Genomic DNA, 18354 nt, shown 5'->3' with positions numbered 1-18354 from the left:
TGAACTTGGGAGCGGTGCACACGGTGGCATCCGTGTCCCGGACAAGCAGCAACGCCGTTCGTGCGTCGAAGACGCGCGTAAACGCGCTGGCGGCGTTGCTGCGCAGAGCTGGCCGGCAACTGTTATGTTGGCCTAGTGTACAGGTACGGCTTTCGATCGCGGATGATGGCGTTGAGGACCGTCAACAGCTTCCTGGCAACGGCAATGAGAGCGAGCTTGGCAGGTTTACCGGCCTGTCGCAGTCGAGCGTAGAAGGCCTTGAATGGATCGGCCCGGCGGACCGCATTGAGAGCGGCCATGTAGAGGGCATCGCGGACGCGCTTTCGGCCCCCGACGATCTTCCGCTTGCCGCGGTAAGCGCCGCTGTCGACGTTGAAGGGAGCCAGGCCGGCGAGCGCGGCCACCTGCTTCGGTCCCACTTTTCCGAGTTCCGGCATCTGCGCGATCAGCTGCATGCAGGTTACGGGGCCCACGCCGGGAAGTGACCGCATCAACTGCGCATCATCGGAGACCTCCGGCTCAGTCTTGATCAGTGCGCTAATATCGGCCTCGATTGCGGCGATCTCATTGTCGAGGACTTCAATGAGCCGACCGATGCGATCGGCCATGGCGCGGTCCTCGGCCTCGCTGCGCCTGTTCTTCTCCTGGGCACGCATGAGAACCAGTTGATCCCGCCGTTTTGCAAGCCCCGCCAGGGCATTGCGGGCAGGATTGGCAGCCTGCTCAGCGGCAGGCTGCATGGCCCGGGCAAAGCTCGCCAGCATCCGGGCATCGATCGGGTCGGTCTTGGCGAGCTGGCCGCTGGCGCGCGCAAAGTCCCGGGCCCGGGCCGGGTTGATCCGGGCAAAGCGGATGCCGGCCTGGCTGAGCGCCTCACGAAGCTCAAGGTCATAGACGCCCGTGGCTTCAAAGACGACCAGCACATCGCATCGCCAACGCGCCGCGATCTGTGTGATGGCCTGCGGCGCGTTGGCGATGCGCTCCGGCACGCCCAGGCTCTCATCGAAGATATCGAGATATCGTTTGGAGACGTCGATTCCGACGTAACGAGGGCGTATGATCATGGTGCCTGTCCCTGTGATGCGAGGTCTGTTGGCGCAGCCTCGTGCAACTGTTCAGGTTGATAAATGGAACGGGCGGGAGACCGAGCCGGCTCACGGCGTCAAGCGCCAAGGACCCAACGGCTTCCCGCCCACTCCACCATGACAGGATTTCGATACACAGGGACCCAGGAGCCACACGGTCCACGTGGAGAGATGGGCCCCGGCTCTGCAGCGCACCGCTGAAGGAGCGCTGCGCTGCGTCCGGGGCACGAGAGCTTCGACTGGCACGAGAGCTGCCTGGTTTATCTCTGTAAACACGCCTTCGCGATCCCGCGGCCGTTTCGCCCGAGCTTGGCTGTCCGTTTCGCCCTCGTCGAGAACAAAGGGCACAGGGAAGGCCGGGCGCCGGCTGGCACCCGAAGGTCCGCACGCGACAAGAACGCACGCGGGGTTGACCACAGGTGATGCCGGACGCCCGGCCTTCCCTGCGCAATGGTGTTACGGCTTATGGCGCGCTCTCCCCCGGGAGCGATGCACTATTGCCCCCGTCGCCTTGCGGCTGATCGATGCACGCGCCCGGTCGGGCCGCCACATCACCGCAAGCCTTGACGCCAGAACCCCGGGCGTCAGGACCACACGCTTTTGCCGTCCGCGGTCGTCCCTCCCCGGACAGCCGGAAGCTCGCGCGTGCTCGCCCCCGACGCCGAAAAGAAACGCTGTGACCGCGCCGTGTCGTATCGGGGATCGTGATGGCTCACGAGGGTTGCCCGCCCTGCCATCACCTTACGCGCCGGCGCTGCCGCGTCCATCGCATCCCGGCTCACGTATCGTGACGATCGCGAAACGCCCCCTTGGCAGGCCAGGATGGAATGCGGTTTAGCCGAAATTTTTAATTCGGTCAATCAGAATATTTGAGACGCAGCCCCGTCGCCCCGCGTTGTCGGAGGATGCCTCGACATGATGGGGGCGCAGGATCGGTCGAGCCCTTGCGAAATCCATCGTGTTTCGTCAGAGGCGGCGGAATTCATGGGCTTCGCTGACGCTCTACTCATCCTCCGAGCTGAACCTGCTCTCCGCCTCGATGCGCTTGGTACAGCCAGATTTTGCAATCTTGGTACTGGTGTCATGACGAGGCGCGAAGCATCTACCCGCCAGTACCACGACCGAAGCATCCCGATCAGTCTCAGTGGGAGCCCCGGTCCATGCAGACAGCGAAGATAGCCGTCGCGCTCGCGCTGCCTGCAACAGTTGCATGAGGAAACAATGACCGAGGAGATAATCCCATGAAGGCGATCGTTGTAACGGAGCAGGCCGCGGGAACCGCCGGGATGAAGCTGGCCAACCGGCCCGAGCCGCAGCCATCGATAAACGACGTCGTTGTTCGAATTCATGCGTCGGGATTTGTTCCGACCGAGCTGACGTGGCCCTCGACCTGGACCGATCGCCTCGAGCGTGACCGAACCCCGTCGATCCCCGGGCACGAGCTGGCTGGCGTAGTCACCGCACTCGGATATGGCACGACGGGGCTGTCGGTGGGACAGCGGGTGTTTGGCCTCGCGGACTGGTATCGCGACGGCACGCTCGCCGAATATGTGGCGATCGAGGCGCGCAACCTCGCGCCGCTCCCGGGTGACGTCGACTTCACGGTGGGCGCGAGCCTGCCGGTCTCGGGCCTCACCGCATGGCAAGGGCTGTTCCAGCATGGCCGTCTCCGGGCGGGGCAGAGCGTCCTGGCACACGGCGCGGCCGGCGCAGTCGGTTCGATGGTGACGCAACTCGCGCGGGAGGCCGGCGCCTACGTCATCGGCTCCGGACGCGCCGCCGACCGTCAGACGGTGCTCGGCTTCGGCGCAAAGGAATTCGTCGACCTCGACAACGACGCCCTGGAAGACATCGGCAAGGTCGACCTGGTGTTCGACGTCATCGGCGGCGACATCCAGAAGCGGTCCGCAGGACTGATTCGAGCCGGAGGAATCCTGGTCACCATCGTCGGACCGGCCGAGGCGCGGCCCTCCGACGGCCTGGCGATCGACTTTGTCGTCGAGGCCGATCGTGCCCAATTGAGTGAGATCGTCCAGCGGGTACGTGGCGGACGATTGCGGACGAACATCGGCAACGTCTCGAACTTCAACGACGCGCTCGCCGCCCTGAACCCGACCGGACGGCGCAAAGGGAATACGATCATCCGCATTCGCCCCTGAGTGAACAGCGCGCAGGATGGATTGAGCCCCTGCGAAACCCATCATGCCTTGCCATCGACGAACAGGGCGTTGGACTTCGCTGGCGCTCTAGCCATCCTATGAGCTGCGCCAACATCTGGTTCCCAGAATTGCTTGTTGAAAAGAGCTTGTTTCTTCCGCCGAGCTTCCGATAGGGAGGGATAAGGGCCAAGCAGCGCCCGCGAGGAAACAAGCAGTGAGCAAATCGCCGTTCCGGCGGATCATCGACGCACCGGACTTCTGGCGATTGTGGTGGGTTGGGCTGATCATCGCCACCGTCCGCTGGGTGGAGACCGTCGCGGTCGGGGTTGTCGTCTACCAGCGCACCGAATCGGCGTTTCTCGTCGCGATGATGACCATGCTCCGTCTGCTTCCGATGGGGTTGTTCGGCGTGTTTCTCGGCGCGCTCGCCGAGCGCCTCGACCGCGGCCGGATGCTCTTCGTCGTCGTGGCTCTGATGGCCGGCACCTCCGCAGTGCTCGCAGTGCTGAACGCGATCGGGCAACTCGCGATCTGGCATCTCGCCTTCGCCAGCTTCGTCAATGGCTGCGGCTGGTGCACCGACAATCCGGTGCGCCGGGTGATGATCGGCGAGGCCGTCGGCCGCGACAAGATGAGCCTTGCTATGTCGCTCGACGTCGGCGCCAGCAACGCCAGCCGTATGGTCGGTCCGGTGATTGGCGGAATCCTGCTCGCCGGCGCGGGTCTCCAGGGCGTCCTGCTCTTGAGCACGCTGATGTATGGCGCGGCGCTGGCGACCGTTCTGACGGTCCGCGCACACCATGCTCACGCTGTGCAGACGGGGCCCGTGCTGGCGCGCATCGCCGAGGGTCTCGCCCTCGCGCGCAGCGACAAGCGTATCCGCGGCGTGCTGATCGTGACTGTGATCTACAATGTGTTTGCCTGGCCGTTCACCAGCATGATCCCGGTGATCGGACGCGATCGCCTGCATCTGGGCCCCGAGGGCGTCGGCCTGCTGGCGACCATGGACGGCATCGGCGCTTTCGCAGGCGCCCTCGTGCTGGCGCTGTGGCTCACGCCGAGATGGTACGGCCGGGCCTTTGTCGGCGGCGTGCTCTGCTACATGCTCACCGTCGTGACGTTCGCACTGTCACAAAGCCCGGTGCTGGCGGGTGCGGCATTGATCGTGACGGGGATCGGTGGCGCCGGGTTTGGAACGATGCAGGCCACGCTGGTCTACCTCGCATCCCCGCCGGACATGCGCTCGCGTATCCTCGGCGTCCTCACCGTCTGCATCGGCATCGGTCCGCTCGGCTTCTTCTGGCTGGGCTGGCTCGCCGACCGCATCGGATCCCACAACGCCACGGCCGTAACAGGCGCGCTCGGCCTGCTGGCGATGGCGACAACCTGGCGCTGGTGGAAGGAGATTTGAGGGCCAAGCTGCGTAGCGCGTAGGATGGGTAGAGCGTAGCGAAACCCATCATGCTTCGTCCTCGGAAGACGGAACGATGGGTTTCGCTGGCGCCCCGCCCCTCCTGCCGGCTAATTGCCTCCCGCGCAGCGATGCAGGCCCGCAGTCTCTCGTCCGGAAGCGACGAAGCGGCCGTCGCGTGCGGTGTAATTGCCGGCGTCGTCCCGGTTAAAGATCGAGCGCAGCGTCCCATCCGCCTGCAGGACAATTCCATTCTCACGCGTCTTTTGAAAGTTGGGAAACTCTGTGCGGAGGATGAGCATGTTGTTCTCGCCTCTCGTCACCTCCACCACCTCGTACCCGCGATCCCTGTCAGCGGGATCCTGCCGGTAGATGAGACGGCCTTCCCTCGTAATCTCATAGGCCACGCCGTTATTCGCGCCACGCTGAACCGGTACGGCGCAGTCGATGGCCCATCTGCCAATCAATCCCCATTTACGGACGATCTCCGCCGGCGTCGCGGCGCTTGCTGATCCAGCCGTCAAAGTGAGGATAATGAGCGGAAGGGATTGGCGAAGAAGGGTCATGAGATCATGCCGTCGCGCACGGCAGCTTCCCCGGTTTGGAAACAACAGCGACGACATCCCGGCCTGCGCATTTGGCTCCCCACTCCCGAGCTTGGCGAGAACGAGAATACAAAATCAACCAGGGACTGCAACAGAACTCATCATGCACCTGACAGCGGGGGCAGGATGGGTCGCGCCCCTGCGACGCCCATCGCGCTTCGTCACCGGCGGACGGGTCGATGGGGTTCGCTTTGCCCACCCCATCCTGAGATTCCCTCACGCCGGCACGATCACCTTGCCGATCGGCCAGAGCGCGATGCCGGCAAGCTTGAGGTGAGCCCAGGCGAAGGGGATGCCGATGATGGTGATTGCGAGCACCAGCGCCGTCAGGAGATGGCCGAGCGCGAGCCACCAGCCGGCGAGCACGAACCAGATGATGTTGCCGATCACCCCGAGCGGGCCGGTGCCGATATCCTCGATACCGGTGACGTCGTAGCGGTTGACCGCGCGCGAGCCGAACGGCAGCAGCGTGTAGACGGCGATGTTGAATGCCGCCCGCGCCCAGGGCAGGCCGACGATGGTGATGGCCATGATGACCGCGGCGATCAACCAGCCGAACGCCATCCAGGCGCCGCCGATGAGGATCCAGAGGATGTTGAGGAGGATGGAAACGGGGGTCATGGGATGATCCGTTAGACGATGACGCCCTCTATATAGGATCGAAATCTGTCTCTGCTAAGACGGCAAGGTAGCCCGGATGAACGAAGCGAAATCCGGGACCTAACTCTCACCGTCCCGGGTATCGCTGCGCTCACCCGGGCTACCGCCCTTCAAATTTCGGCTCCCGCTTTTCCATGAACGCCTTCATGCCCTCGGCCATGTCCTGGGTTTTGAACAGCGGCAGCAGCTGGAGATAGACGTGATGGACGTGGTCGTGGAAGGTCTCGTTGAGGCCCATCCGCATCATCCGCTTGGAGGCCTGCACCGCAAGCGGCGCGTTGGCGGCGATCTCCCGGGCGATCGCGGTGGCACGGGTCATCAGCTCCGCGTCCGGTACGACCTCGTTGGCGAGGCCCCATTCGAGGCATTCGCGGGCACTGAGGGTGCGGCCGGTGAAGATGAGTTCGGACGCCTTGGCCCAGCCGAGCATGCGCGGCAGCAGCCAGGTGCCGCCGGATTCCGGCACCACGCCGCGCTTGACGAAGGCAGCGGCTAGTTTCGAGGACTCCGCCATGATGCGGATGTCGCAGCCGAGCGCGGTGTCCATGCCATAGCCGGCCGCGCCGCCGTTGACGGCGCAGATGGTCGGCTTGTCCATCGCCTGCAGGACTGTCGGCGGCGTGTTGCGGAGGTTGATCGTGGTTGGCGACGACGCGGCGCTGAGGCCGTTGCCGTCGCGCTCTTTGCGCAGATCGAGCCCGGCGCAGAACGCCCTGCCCTTGCCGGTGAGGATCACGACGCGGACGTCCTTGTCCTCGTTGGCTTCGGTGAGCAGCCGCGCCAGATCGTTCAGCATCGGCCCGGAGATGGTGTTCATGCGTTCCGGCGCGTTCAGCGTGATGGTCGCGATGTGATCGGCGGTCTCGTAGAGGACTTCGTGGGTCGCAGCTGCCGCGTCGTTCATGGAGGTCCCTTCCCTGATCGGTTCTGTAACCCGGATCAACGAAGCGACATCCGGGGCTCGACTCTCATATCGGCCCGGCTATCGCTGTCGCTCATCCGGGCAACGGACTGTCAGATCTTCCGGCCCGCCTGCTCCCAATAGGGATCGCGCAGGCGGCGCTTGAAGATTTTTCCGGAATCCTCGCGCGGCAGGCCGCTGCGGATCTCGATGTGCTTGGGCACCTTGTAGTCGGCCAGATGCGCCTTCAGCGCGGCACGAACGCCGGCGGCCTCGAGCGTGACGCCGGCTTGCGGCTCCACCACGGCCATCAGCGCCTCGCCGAACTCGGCATCGGGGATGCCGAACACGGCGCAATCATGCACGCCGGGAACGGCATGCAGCACGGACTCGATCTCGGCCGGGTAGATGTTGACGCCGCCCGAGATCACCATGTCGCGCTTGCGGTCGCAGATGAAGACGTAGCCGTCCTCGTCGATATAGCCGACATCGCCCGAGGTGATAAAGCCGTCGCGGTCGATCTCGGTGCGCTTCTCCGGCTTGTTGTGGTAGGTGAAATCGGCAAGCTCGGTCATGCGGGAATAGATCTCGCCGATCTCGCCAGTGCCGAGCACACGGCCGTCCTCACCGAGGAAGCGCAGCTCGGCGCCGGGCGAGATCTTGCCCACCGTGCCGGGCTTCTTCAGCGCGTCCTCCGAGGTCGCGAAGGTGACGGCGCTGGATTCGGTCGAGCCGTAGAACTCGTAGATCACCGGTCCCCACCATTCGATCATGGCGCGCTTGACGTCGGCCGGACAGGGCGCTGCGGCATGGATGACGTGGCGCAGCGAGGAGACGTCGTACTTCTTGCGTACCTGCTCGGGCAGCTTCATCAGGCGGATGAACATGGTGGGCACCATGAAGATGGTGTCGATCTTGTACCGTTCGATCGCTTCGAGAAATTCTTCCGCTTCGAAGCGCGGCATCAGCACCAAGGCGCCGCCGAGCTTGCCGGCGCGGATGCCGAACGAGTTCGGCGCGGAATGATAGAGCGGGCCCGGCAGCAGCGCGCGGGCGCCGGGCTTCAGCCCGTAGATCATCGCGCGCATGCGCTCGCCGGCGGCCTGCTGCTCCGGCGTCGGGGCGTTGCGCCGGACCCCTTTGGGGTGACCTGTGGTGCCGGACGTGTAGATCATGTTCATGGGCTGCGGCACGACTGGCCCGGCATAGGGCTGATGCTGCGCAAGCCAGGATTCGAAATCGATCGCGAAGTCGGGCGTCGTCAGATGACCCGGATCGATCTTGTAATTGGACAGGATCTCCGGCGGCGTCGGCACGCTGAGCACCGTGACGCCCTCAGGGATGGCATCGCGCAGGGCGTGCAGCATGTCGGCATGCCCGATCAGCACGGACGTGCCGGTGTCGCCAAGGATGTAGTTGATCTCCTCCGGCTTGAAGTGCCAGTTGATCGGCACGCCATAGGCCCCGAGGCGCATCGCGGCATAGGCCGCCTCCAGGAACGCGATGTCGTTGCGCATCAGCATGCAGACGCAGTCGCCTGGCTTGACGCCGATCCTGGCGAGGCCGGAGGCGATGCGGTCGGCACGGGCTGCGACTTCGGTGTGGGTGCGGCGGCGGTCGCCGGAGACGATGCCGAGGAAGTCGGAGGTTTCGCTCATTGTTGTTTTCCGATCTTTCGTCGGGTTGAGAAATGGGTACCAGTCAGATCGTCATTTAGGGACGATGCGAGCATCGAACCCGGAATCCATTTGGCGACAGAGCGTGCGGCTCGATGGATTCCGGGTCTTCGGCGCATCCCGGAATGACAGGAGGGGCTAATCCGCATACTTCGCCGCACGCTTCTCCAGATTGGAGCGCACCGCCTCGGTCTGATTCGGGCTGCCGATCAGCTTCTGCTGCTCGACGGATTCCGCGAGCAGCGCCGGACCCGGGTCGACCGAGAGATTGTTGAGCAGCCGCTTGGCGGCGCGGATCGCATCCGGGCTCTTGCCGGCGATCTCGCGCGCGACCTCCAGCGCCGCCGCGCGCGGGTCGTCGCAGATGCGGGTGGCGAGGCCGTAGGTCATCGCTTCCTGCGCCGAGAAGATGCGGCCGGTGTAAGTGAGATCGCGCAGGATATCGTCGCGCACGAGGCTTGCCAGGATCGGCGTGCCCGCCATATCGGGCACGAGACCCCATTTGATCTCCATGATCGACATCCGCGCATCCGCCGAGAGGAAGCGCATGTCGGCGCCGAGCGAGAGCTGGAAGCCGCCGCCGAAGGCGACGCCATGCACCGCTGCGATGACGGGCACCGGAAGCTGGCGCCAGCCCCACACCGCCTGCTGCGGGAAGTTGGCCTGGCCATGCGTGCGCTTGGTGAGATCACGATTTTCGCCACCCGGAATTCCGTTGCCGCCCTTCTCCTTCATGGCGGCAAAACGCCCCATGTCGAGCCCGGCGCAGAAGGCGCGGCCCTCGCCTGAAAGCACGACGGCGCGCACGCTCTTGTCCCTTGAAAGCCGGTCTGTGGCGGCGACAAGCGCCTCGAACATGGCCTGATCCAGCGCATTCATCTTGTCCGCACGCACCAGGCGCACGTCGGCGACGCCTTCCGAGATCGAGATCGAGACGCGCTCTTCCATGGATGAATTCTCCCCTAGTTCTTGCCTGTTCTTGTTCAGTGCCGCTTTACAGGACGCTGGCGGCCGGATTTAGTCAATCGACCAATTAACTGACAATCCGTACGGGAGAAACAGCCATGTTCAAGGAAAATCTTCTGGCTGGACGGCGCATCCTCGTGACCGGCGGCGGCACGGGCCTCGGCAAGTCGATGGCGGCGCGCTTCCTCCAGCTCGGCGCCGAAGTGCACATCTGCGGCCGGCGCAAGATCGTGTGCGACGAGACCGCGACCGAGCTGATGGATCTCCATGGCGGCCGCGTCACCAGCCACGGCGTCGACATCCGCAACGCGCTCGCGGTCGAGGAGATGGTGGAGACCATCTTCCGCGACGGCGGCCTCACCGACCTCATCAACAACGCTGCCGGCAATTTCATCTCGCGCACCGAGGAGCTGTCGCCGCGCGGCTTCGACGCCGTCGCCAACATCGTCATGCACGGCACGTTCTACGTGACCCAGGCGGTCGGCAAGCGCTGGATCGCGGCCAAGCAACCCGGCAACGTCGTCTCGATCACCACGACCTGGGTGCGCAACGGCTCGCCTTACGTGGTGCCGTCGGCGATGAGCAAGTCGGCGATCCACGCCATGACGATGTCGCTCGCCGCCGAATGGGGCCGCTATGGCATCCGCCTCAACACCATCGCACCCGGCGAAATTCCGACCGAGGGCATGAGCAAGCGCATCAAGCCCGGCGACGAAGCCGGCGCGCGCACCAAGGCGATGAACCCGATGGGCCGCGTCGGCACCATGGAGGAGCTGCAGAACGTCGCGGTGTTCCTGATCTCCGGCGGCTGCGACTGGATCAGCGGCGAGACCATCGCGATGGACGGCGCGCAGGCGCTCGCGATGGGCGGCAATTTCTACCAGCTCCGCGACTGGAGCGACGACGACTGGAAGACCGCGCGCGAGAGCATCATGGCGCAGAACGAGAAGGACCGGGCGAAGCGGGGATAGTGCTCTCTCGTGCCCCGGACGCAGCGCAGCGCATCACTCTGTGGTGCGCAGCGTCCGGGACACGAAACTGCGGCATCCCCCTCCGTCTTGTCTTCCTCCGCGATTGACTTCACACTCCCCCGCACAAAAACAAGACGCCACGGGAGAAACATGTCCACACAGAAATTGGCAACTCTCGCCGACATCGTGCGCGAGCGCGCCGGGAGCCGCGGCGATGCCATCGCCTACGAGTTCGAGGGCCGCCTCACCAGCTTCGCCGAGTTCGACGTCAGGACCAACAAGGTCGCCAACGCATTGATCGCGATGGGCGTCAGACATGGCGACCGCATCGCCTATCTAGGCAAGAACAGCGACATCTATTTCGAGCTGCTGATGGGCGCGATGAAGGCCGGCGTCGTGATGGCGCCGGTGAACTGGCGCCTCGCCGGGCCCGAGGTCGCCTTCATCGTCGAAGACTGCAAGGCGCCGGTGCTGTTCGTCGGGCCGGAATTCATCACGCAGGTCCATCAGATCAGGGATCAGATCCCGGGCGTGCGCACTGTCATCACCACGGAAGGCGGTGTGCCGGAATGGCAGGATTTTACGGCCTGGCGCGATGCGCAGGGCGGCGACGATCCGAAGGTGGCGATCGACACCAAGGACATCGCGATCCAGCTCTACACTTCGGGCACCACGGGCAAGCCGAAGGGCGCGATGCTCTCGCACGCCAACTTCCTCAACCTGGTGCAGTCAGGCAATGCCGAGGACAAGCCGGAGTGGAACCGGTGGTCGAACGACGACGTCTCGCTGGTCGCGATGCCGGTGTTCCACATCGGCGGCTCCGGCTGGGGCGTGATGGGCCTCTATCACGGCGCCCGCGGCGTGATCGCGCGCGAGTTCGATCCGACCAAGGTGCTGGACTTCTTCGAGCACAGCGGCATCACAAAGCTGTTCATGGTGCCGGCGGCGATGCAATTCGTGGTGCGGCAGCCGCGCGCCAAGACGGTGGACTTTTCACGATTGAAATACATGCTGTATGGCGCCTCGCCGATCCCGGCGGCGCTGCTGAAGGAGTGCATCGAGGTCTTCAAATGCGGCTTCGTGCAGCTGTACGGGATGACGGAGACCACCGGCACCATCGTCGCGCTGCCGCCTGAAGATCACGTCGAGGGGCTGGAGCGGATGCGTTCGGCCGGCAAGGCGCTGCCGGGCGTCGAGATCGCGATCCTGGACGCCGACGGCAAGCCGCTGCCGCCGCGCGAAGTCGGCGAGATCGCGACGCGGTCGGGCTCGAACATGGCGGGCTACTGGAACCTGCCGGAGGCGACCGCTTCGACATTGCTCAGCGACGGCTGGCTGCGCACCGGCGATGCCGGCTACATGGACGAGGACGGCTATCTCTATATCCACGACCGCATCAAGGACATGATCATCTCCGGCGGCGAGAACATCTATCCCGCCGAGGTCGAGAGCGCGCTGTGCGATCATCCTGACGTCGCGGAGGCCGCCGTGATCGGCGTGCCCGACGACAAATGGGGCGAAGCGGTGAAGGCCGTCGTGGTGATGAAGCCGGGCAAGGAGGCGACCGCCACCGACATCATCAATTTCACCCGGACGCGCATCGCCGGCTTCAAGACGCCGAAGAGCGTGGAGTTCCTGCCGGCGCTGCCGCGGAACCCGTCGGGAAAGATTTTGCGGCGGCAACTGCGCGAACCGCACTGGGCGGGGAAGGATCGAAGGGTGAATTAGGACGAGATGCCGTAGGGTGGGTTAGCCGCAGGCGTAACCCACCTCTTTATTTTCCGGGGCGACGGAAGTGGTGGATTAAGCCTGCGGCTAATCCACCCTACGAGAGCGGTGCAAGCCTCAATGCTTCCCCGGCCCCATATAGCCGAACAAGAACCCCGCGACTTTCCGCATCTGGATCTCCTCGCTGCCCTCGGTGATGCGGTAGCGGCGATGGTGGCGGTAGATGTGCTCGAACGCCTTGTGGCGTGAATAGCCCATGCCGCCATGGACCTGCATGGCGCGGTCGGCGGATTCGCAGCAGAGGCGGTTTGCCCAGTAGTTGCACATCGAGACGCGGTCGGAGAGCGTGCGCTCGATCTGCTCCTCGGTGAGCTGGTCCATCTCCCAGGCGGTCTTGCGGATCAGAAGGCGCAGCATCTCGGCCTGCGTCGCAAGCTCCACCAGCGGGAACTGGATCGCCTGGTTCTCGGCGAGCGCCCTGCCGAACGGCTTGCGCTCGCGCGCGTATTTGACGCTCTCGTTGATGCAGTAGACGGCAGCGCCGAGCGAGCTTGCGGCCTGCCGGATGCGGTTCTGGTGCACGAAGCACTGCGCCAGCGACAGGCCGCGGCCGACCTCGCCGAACAGTGCATCTTCAGGGACGAACACATCCGTAAAACTGACGCGCGGATGATCGGTCGGCATGTTGAAGGTCCACATGTATTCCTCGACCTTGACGCCATGGCTCTTGGCCGGCACCAGGAAGCACGTGATGCCGCGCGCGTCGCCGTCATTGCCACTGGTACGCGCGAACAGCGCGCAATGCGTGGCAACATGCATGCCGGTGGTCCACATCTTCTCGCCGTTGATGATCCAGCCCTTGACGTTGTCGCGGGTCGCGGGCACCGCGCGCGTCTCCATGTGGGTGGCGTCCGAGCCGTGATGCGGCTCGGTGAGGCCGAACGTGATGCGATACTTGCCCTTGATCGAGCCGTCGATCATCGCCTTCTGGTCGTCGCGACCGTAGCGGTCGAGCATGGTGACGACGGGGAAATTGCCGACGACGGAGTGCTCGTTCTGGAGATCGTTGTGCAGGCCGAGGCCTTTTGCGGCGAAGTGCTCGCGGATCACGGCCATCCAGAGGTTGGAGCCATCCTTGCCGCCATATTGCTTCGGCACCGGAAAGCGCAGATGACCCGCGGCATCCGCGAGGTCCTTGGCCTTGCGCAGCAGCGCCTCCCATTCGTGGCGCGGCAGGCCGCCGTTCTCGAAATCGGTGCGCGCCCATTCGCGGCGATGATCGAAGAAGCGGATGTTGTCATCGGCCTCTTCCAGCGGCTTGATCTCGCGTGCGATGAAACGGTCGAGCTCTCCGAGATAGGCGACGAGATCGGCTGGCAATGAAAAATCCACAGGTTCTCTCCCGGATTGATTTTATCGTTTTGCGTTAAGGCGCTAGGCGCGCTTTTGCTTCGCACGATTAAGGTGAGAAGAGCGCGGCCGAGTCAAGCAATGCGAGGCGTGCCGGATGCGCAAGGCGCACCCACGCAATTCGATGGTGCTTGAGCGTGGGCGCGCGGTAGTATGGCGCCAATATTCCTTCGAAAGAAAATCCGGGAGCGCGCGATGGAGCTGAAATTTTCCAAGGTGGAACGCAAGGGGCCGATCACGATCGTGACGCTGTCGCGGCCGGAGGTCTACAACGCCCTGCACACCGATGCGCATTTCGAGCTGCAGAAGGTGTTTGACGATTTCTCCGGAGATCCCGAGCAATGGATCGCGATCGTCACAGGCAGCGGCGACAAGGCGTTCTGCGCAGGCAACGACCTGAAGTGGCAGGCGGCGGGCGGCAAGCGCGGCTGGGACAAGGGCGGCTTTGCCGGCCTCACCGCGCGCTTCGACTGCGACAAGCCTGTTATCGCGGCGGTGAACGGCGTCGCGATGGGCGGCGGCTTCGAGATCGCGCTCGCCTGCGACCTCATCATCGCCTCGGAGAACGCGACCTTCGCCCTGCCCGAGCCGCGCGTCGGCCTCGCCGCGCTCGCCGGCGGCCTGCATCGCCTGCCGCGGCAGATCGGCCTCAAGCGCGCCATGGGCATGATCCTCACCGCGCGCCATGTCAGCGCCAAGGAAGGCCTCGAGCTCGGCTTCGTCAACGAAGTGGTGCCGCAGGGCGAAGCGCTCACCGCCGCGCTGCGCTGGGCCGAGACGATCGCCAAGAACTCGCCGATGTCGATCCGGGCTTCCAAGCAGGCGATCCAGAAGGGACTTGGCGTCTCGCTGGAGCAGGCGATCGCGGAGCAGCGCGAGTACCCGGCGGTGCAGGCGATGGTGGCCTCGCAGGATTACATCGAGGGCCCGAAGGCGTTCTCGGAGAAGCGGCCGCCGAAATGGGTGGGGAAGTGATCGGGCTTCTCGCCGCTCGTCATTCCGTGGCGCGCCGACAGGCGCGAGCCCGGAATCCATCGAGCGCCAAAGCGAGCCGATGAATGGATCCCGGGTTCGTCGCTGTGCGACGCCGCGGAATGACGGCGGATGGAACGTCGTTTATCCGCCCCGCCCCAGTTCCCGCTTGTAGGACGCGTAGTTCGGCTGATCGACGGCGAGCTTGTCCATCGTGGTCGCCCACAGATGCTCGGCGAGGCCTGGCGTTGCGAGGTCGATCTCGCCTTTGGCGATGCGATCCGCGAGCGCACGGTTGAGATCGGTCACTGATCCGTCGATTCCGAGCAGCGCGCGCAGCCGCTCCACCTCCGCCGCATCGCTCCCCTCTTCCCGCGTCAATTGCCTTGTCACGAGGTCGAGGATGTTGATGGCGACGCGGAGCTTGAAGGCCTGGTGGCCGGAGATCAGCGGGGTGATGTCGCTCCGGAGGAAATCGGCGACCGATTTGGTCAGCTCGATCGGGGTCGGCTCGTCCTGCATGGCTCAGCTCCCGCGCGGCGCTAGCAGCCGCAACAGATCGATCTCGGTCTCGCTGGCGCGGCGGCCGATCATGGCGCGCTCCATCGAATGGTCGGGGCCCTCGCGGAAGCGCTGCATCATGCCGCCGCACATGATGCCCCAGCGCAGCGTGCCCATGACTTCCCAGAATTCGACGCGCGTGGGATCGACCTTGCGGCCCGCGGCTTCATAACCCGCAAACAGCTCCTCACGCGAGCCAAAACCGCCGACAGGCTTGTCGATCTCGCCGAAGCGCCACGAATTGACGCAGACCCAGCCGAGATCTTCCATGGGATCGCCGAGATGGGCGAGCTCCCAATCGAGCACGGCGCGCACGCCGTCGGCACCGATGATGAGATTGCCGTTGCGGAAATCGCCGTGCACCAAGGTCGTCTCGCCCGAGGGGCCAGGATCGTGGTCGCGCAGCCAGCGCAGCGCCAGCTCGAACACGGGCTTGGGCCAGTTCAGGCTGCGATAGTCACGCTCGAACTCGGAAATCTCCTGCGTCGCCGACCTGCTGCGCAGTTTTGGCAGCTTGTCCTGCGGCAGCCGATGCAGGCCGGCGAGAATGCCGCCGATCTGGCGCGCCAGATGCGGCCGCGCCGCCGCGAACTCATCGTCGCGCAGAATCTTGCGCGCGATGGTCTCGCCTTCGACGCGCTGCATGATGAAGCCGGTTCCAAGATCGTCCTCCGGCACGAGCACATGCATCACGCGCGGCGACGGCACACCGGCCTCATAAGCGAGCTGCATCAGCTGCGCTTCAGCCCCAAGACCCGCCGCGCGCGTCGGCGCAGCGCCGTAGCCTTTCGGCGAGCGGCGCAGGATCGCGCCGATCGGCCCATCAGGGTGCGTGATGTCGAAGCGCCAGGTTTCCTGGCTGGCGCCGCCCGACAATTTGGCCGCGCCGATGACGCCGGTCGCGCCCTTGCACCAGCGCTGGACGCTGCGGGAAAGCTCCGCCTCGATCATTTGCCTTTGATCATCTGCCGTTGAATTTGGCGGGCCGCTTCTCCAGGAATGCGCCGACGCCCTCGCGGAAATCCTGGGTGTCGCCCGCACGAAGCTGGCATTGGAATTCGAGATTGAGCTGATCCTCAAAGGAATTTTCCGGGCTGTCCCAGTAGAGCTTGCGGATCAGCGACAGCGCCACCGTCGGACCGCTGGCGAGGTCGCGCGCGAGCTTCATCGCCTCCTCCATCAGCACGCCGTCGTCATAGACGCGGTTGACGAGGCCCCATTCCAGCGCCTTCTCGGCCGGCAGCCGCTCGCCCATCAGCGACAATTCGATGGAGCGCGCGCGGCCGACCAGCCGCGGCAACAGCCAGGTCGAGCCGCAATCCGGCACGAGGCCGATGCGGCGGAAGGCTTGCAGGAAATAGGACGAGCGCGCGCACAAGATCATGTCGCCGAGCAGCGCGAAGCTCATGCCGGCGCCGGCGGCCGGGCCGTTAACTGCGGTGATGATGGGACAGTGCAGATTGCGGATACGGCGGAGGAAGGGATGGAAACCGGTCTCCAGCGTCAGGCCGGCCTTGGTCTTCTTCGACTGGTTGTTGCGGCCTTGCAGATTGGCGCCGGTGCAGAAGGCGCGGCCCGCGCCAGTCAGCACCACGCAGCGCACCTCGTCCTTCTTCTCCTCGATCGTATCGAGCGCTTCGGAAAGACCGCCCAGCATGTCCACGGAGACCGCGTTCATCACCTCCTGATGGTCGAGCCTGAGGATAGCGACCGAACCATCGAAATCGAGCGTGACGTGTTTGAACTGCATGGTTTCCTCGTGAGTTGCGGCCTGCGCCAGTTTCGCAGACCGGAATTCGTTTTGCCGGGGCGCATATTTGATTTTTGACGCGGTCTTGTCCATGGTGATCAGAGCATAGCAAGCAATCTTGCGCGCAGCGGCTGATGCGCGTCTGTGCCAAAAAACGGGAAACGCGCCATGAACCTTTTCGACCTCACCGGCCGCGTCGCCGTGATCACCGGCGGCAATGGCGGCATCGGGCTCGGCATCGCGCAGGCGCTCGCGGGCCAGGGCTGCAACGTCTCGATCTGGGGCCGCAATGCCGAGAAGAACAAGGCCGCCGCCGCGAGCCTGTCGGGGCTCTCCGGCAAGGTCGACAGCCGCGTCTGCGACGTCACCGATCCGGCCTCGGTCAACGCCGCGATGAAGGCGACGCTCGACACTTTCGGCCGGGTCGACGGCTGCTTCGCCAATGCCGGCATCGGCGGCGGCGGCCGGCGCTCCTTCATCGAGCGCACCGAGGAGGAATGGCGCACGATGTTTGCCACCAATCTCGACGGCGTGTTCCATGCCTTCCAGGCTGCCGCGCGGCACATGACCGAGCGCGCCAATGCCGGCGACCCCTTCGGCCGACTGGTTGCGACCTCGAGCCTCGCCTCGATCTTCGGCACCGCGCGCAACGAGCATTATGCCGCGACCAAGGCCGCGATCAACGCGCTGGTGCGCGCGCTCGGCGTCGAGCTCGCCCGCCACGGCGTCACCGCGAACGCGATCCTGCCAGGCTGGATCAAGAGCGACATGACCGCAGGCATCATGGCGAACGAGAAATTCGTCGCCAACGTGATGCCGCGGATTCCGGTGCGGCGCTTCGGCGAGCCATCCGATTTCGGCGGCATCGCGGTCTATCTGATGAGCAAGGCCTCGTCGTACCACACCGCGGATACTTTCGTGATTGACGGCGGCTATACGGCATTTTGATTTTATAGCCCGGATGGAGCGAAGCGCAATCCGGGACCGCACAAGCAAACAAGACCCGGATTTCGCTTCGCTCCATCCGGGCTACAATACTGAGGGAATGGGCAAATGTTCTCGCACATCATGATCGGCACCAACGATCTCGACAAGGCCAAGACGTTCTACGACAATTTGCTGAGCACGCTCGAGGTCCGGCCCGCCAGGGTCGACGGCCACCGCATCTTCTACATCACCAAGACCGGCGTGTTCTCGGTGTCGAAGCCGATCAACGGCGAGCCCGCGACCTGCGCGAACGGCGGCACGATCGGCTTTGCCGCCAATTCGCCGGAGCAGGTCGATGCCTGGCATGCGGCGGGCGTTGCCGCCGGCGCAAAATCGATCGAGGATCCGCCCGGCATCCGCCAGGGCCCCGGCGGCAAGCTCTATCTCGCCTATTTGCGCGATCTCGACGGCAACAAGATCTGCGCGATGCATCGGCTACCGAACTAAACCTCACGCTGGGTGTCATTCCCCGCGAAGGCGGGGATTCCAATACGCCGCGACATCTCGATCCA

17 protein-coding genes are annotated in these 18354 nt (G+C 64.7%); 7 read left to right on the top strand and 10 right to left on the bottom strand.

Going from position 1 to position 18354, the window contains the following annotated elements; genetic code table 11:
- Nucleotides 1–122: 122 nt before the first annotated feature.
- Nucleotides 123–1064 (bottom strand): IS110 family RNA-guided transposase, encoded by a 942-nt coding sequence (locus AC0WRY_RS11265; RefSeq protein ID WP_194404488.1) that lies wholly within the window; start codon nucleotides 1062–1064, stop codon nucleotides 123–125.
- Nucleotides 1065–2326: 1262 nt separating this feature from the next.
- Between AC0WRY_RS11265 and AC0WRY_RS11260 the strand changes: the two genes are divergently transcribed.
- Together AC0WRY_RS11260 and AC0WRY_RS11255 are read left to right on the top strand one after the other, a co-directional pair.
- On the top strand, nucleotides 2327–3244 hold the full coding sequence (locus tag AC0WRY_RS11260) for an NADP-dependent oxidoreductase (protein ID WP_194407046.1): 918 nt from the start codon (nucleotides 2327–2329) through the stop codon (nucleotides 3242–3244).
- A gap of 214 nt (nucleotides 3245–3458) precedes the next feature.
- Nucleotides 3459–4655 (top strand): MFS transporter, encoded by a 1197-nt coding sequence (locus AC0WRY_RS11255; RefSeq protein ID WP_194407045.1) that lies wholly within the window; start codon nucleotides 3459–3461, stop codon nucleotides 4653–4655.
- 110 nt (nucleotides 4656–4765) lie between these two features.
- On the opposite strand, the gene AC0WRY_RS11250 is transcribed toward AC0WRY_RS11255, so the two are convergent.
- From AC0WRY_RS11250 to AC0WRY_RS11230, 5 genes are all read right to left on the bottom strand, one after another.
- Nucleotides 4766–5221 (bottom strand): hypothetical protein, encoded by a 456-nt coding sequence (locus AC0WRY_RS11250; protein WP_194407044.1) that lies wholly within the window; start codon nucleotides 5219–5221, stop codon nucleotides 4766–4768.
- A gap of 255 nt (nucleotides 5222–5476) precedes the next feature.
- Nucleotides 5477–5881, bottom strand: coding sequence for a YccF domain-containing protein (locus tag AC0WRY_RS11245; protein ID WP_194407043.1), 405 nt, complete (start codon nucleotides 5879–5881; stop codon nucleotides 5477–5479).
- 139 nt (nucleotides 5882–6020) lie between these two features.
- Complete coding sequence (locus AC0WRY_RS11240) at nucleotides 6021–6824, bottom strand: enoyl-CoA hydratase/isomerase family protein (protein ID WP_194407042.1); 804 nt, start codon at nucleotides 6822–6824, stop codon at nucleotides 6021–6023.
- Between the two features lie 110 nt (nucleotides 6825–6934).
- Entirely contained in the window at nucleotides 6935–8479 is a 1545-nt protein-coding gene (locus AC0WRY_RS11235; protein ID WP_194407041.1) for an acyl-CoA synthetase, read from the bottom strand.
- Nucleotides 8480–8635: 156 nt separating this feature from the next.
- Entirely contained in the window at nucleotides 8636–9445 is an 810-nt protein-coding gene (locus AC0WRY_RS11230) for a crotonase/enoyl-CoA hydratase family protein (protein ID WP_194407040.1), read from the bottom strand.
- Between the two features lie 116 nt (nucleotides 9446–9561).
- Between AC0WRY_RS11230 and AC0WRY_RS11225 the strand changes: the two genes are divergently transcribed.
- Together AC0WRY_RS11225 and AC0WRY_RS11220 are read left to right on the top strand one after the other, a co-directional pair.
- Nucleotides 9562–10434 carry an SDR family oxidoreductase gene (locus AC0WRY_RS11225; RefSeq protein WP_194407039.1) on the top strand — a complete coding sequence of 291 codons (873 nt, stop codon included), beginning with the start codon at nucleotides 9562–9564 and terminating at the stop codon, nucleotides 10432–10434.
- Between the two features lie 150 nt (nucleotides 10435–10584).
- The gene (locus AC0WRY_RS11220; protein WP_194407038.1) at nucleotides 10585–12162 is read left to right on the top strand and encodes a fatty acid--CoA ligase; all 1578 of its coding nucleotides are present in this window, start codon (nucleotides 10585–10587) and stop codon (nucleotides 12160–12162) included.
- Between the two features lie 117 nt (nucleotides 12163–12279).
- Here the strand turns inward: AC0WRY_RS11220 and AC0WRY_RS11215 are convergent, their stop codons facing one another.
- On the bottom strand, nucleotides 12280–13554 hold the full coding sequence (locus AC0WRY_RS11215; protein WP_194407037.1) for an acyl-CoA dehydrogenase family protein: 1275 nt from the start codon (nucleotides 13552–13554) through the stop codon (nucleotides 12280–12282).
- 213 nt (nucleotides 13555–13767) lie between these two features.
- On the opposite strand from AC0WRY_RS11215, the gene AC0WRY_RS11210 reads away from it, so the two are divergent.
- A complete protein-coding gene (locus AC0WRY_RS11210) occupies nucleotides 13768–14547 on the top strand; it encodes an enoyl-CoA hydratase-related protein (protein ID WP_194407036.1) in 780 nt (259 codons plus the stop codon).
- Nucleotides 14548–14688: 141 nt separating this feature from the next.
- On the opposite strand, the gene AC0WRY_RS11205 is transcribed toward AC0WRY_RS11210, so the two are convergent.
- From AC0WRY_RS11205 to AC0WRY_RS11195, 3 genes are read right to left on the bottom strand one after another with little or no spacing between them, the layout of a single operon-like run.
- On the bottom strand, nucleotides 14689–15066 hold the full coding sequence (locus AC0WRY_RS11205) for a DUF6285 domain-containing protein (protein WP_194407035.1): 378 nt from the start codon (nucleotides 15064–15066) through the stop codon (nucleotides 14689–14691).
- A 3-nt stretch (nucleotides 15067–15069) separates the two neighbouring features.
- The gene (locus AC0WRY_RS11200) at nucleotides 15070–16056 is read right to left on the bottom strand and encodes a phosphotransferase family protein (RefSeq protein ID WP_194407034.1); all 987 of its coding nucleotides are present in this window, start codon (nucleotides 16054–16056) and stop codon (nucleotides 15070–15072) included.
- A gap of 10 nt (nucleotides 16057–16066) precedes the next feature.
- Nucleotides 16067–16855, bottom strand: coding sequence for an enoyl-CoA hydratase/isomerase (locus AC0WRY_RS11195; protein WP_194407033.1), 789 nt, complete (start codon nucleotides 16853–16855; stop codon nucleotides 16067–16069).
- A 168-nt stretch (nucleotides 16856–17023) separates the two neighbouring features.
- Between AC0WRY_RS11195 and AC0WRY_RS11190 the strand changes: the two genes are divergently transcribed.
- Together AC0WRY_RS11190 and AC0WRY_RS11185 are read left to right on the top strand one after the other, a co-directional pair.
- A complete protein-coding gene (locus tag AC0WRY_RS11190; protein ID WP_194407032.1) occupies nucleotides 17024–17803 on the top strand; it encodes an SDR family NAD(P)-dependent oxidoreductase in 780 nt (259 codons plus the stop codon).
- Nucleotides 17804–17908: 105 nt separating this feature from the next.
- On the top strand, nucleotides 17909–18289 hold the full coding sequence (locus AC0WRY_RS11185; RefSeq protein WP_063196139.1) for a VOC family protein: 381 nt from the start codon (nucleotides 17909–17911) through the stop codon (nucleotides 18287–18289).
- Nucleotides 18290–18354: the final 65 nt, after the last annotated feature.

It is taken from the genome of Bradyrhizobium sp. T-12, assembly GCF_058314695.1.
This window is presented reverse-complemented; position numbering and strand designations above follow the sequence as displayed.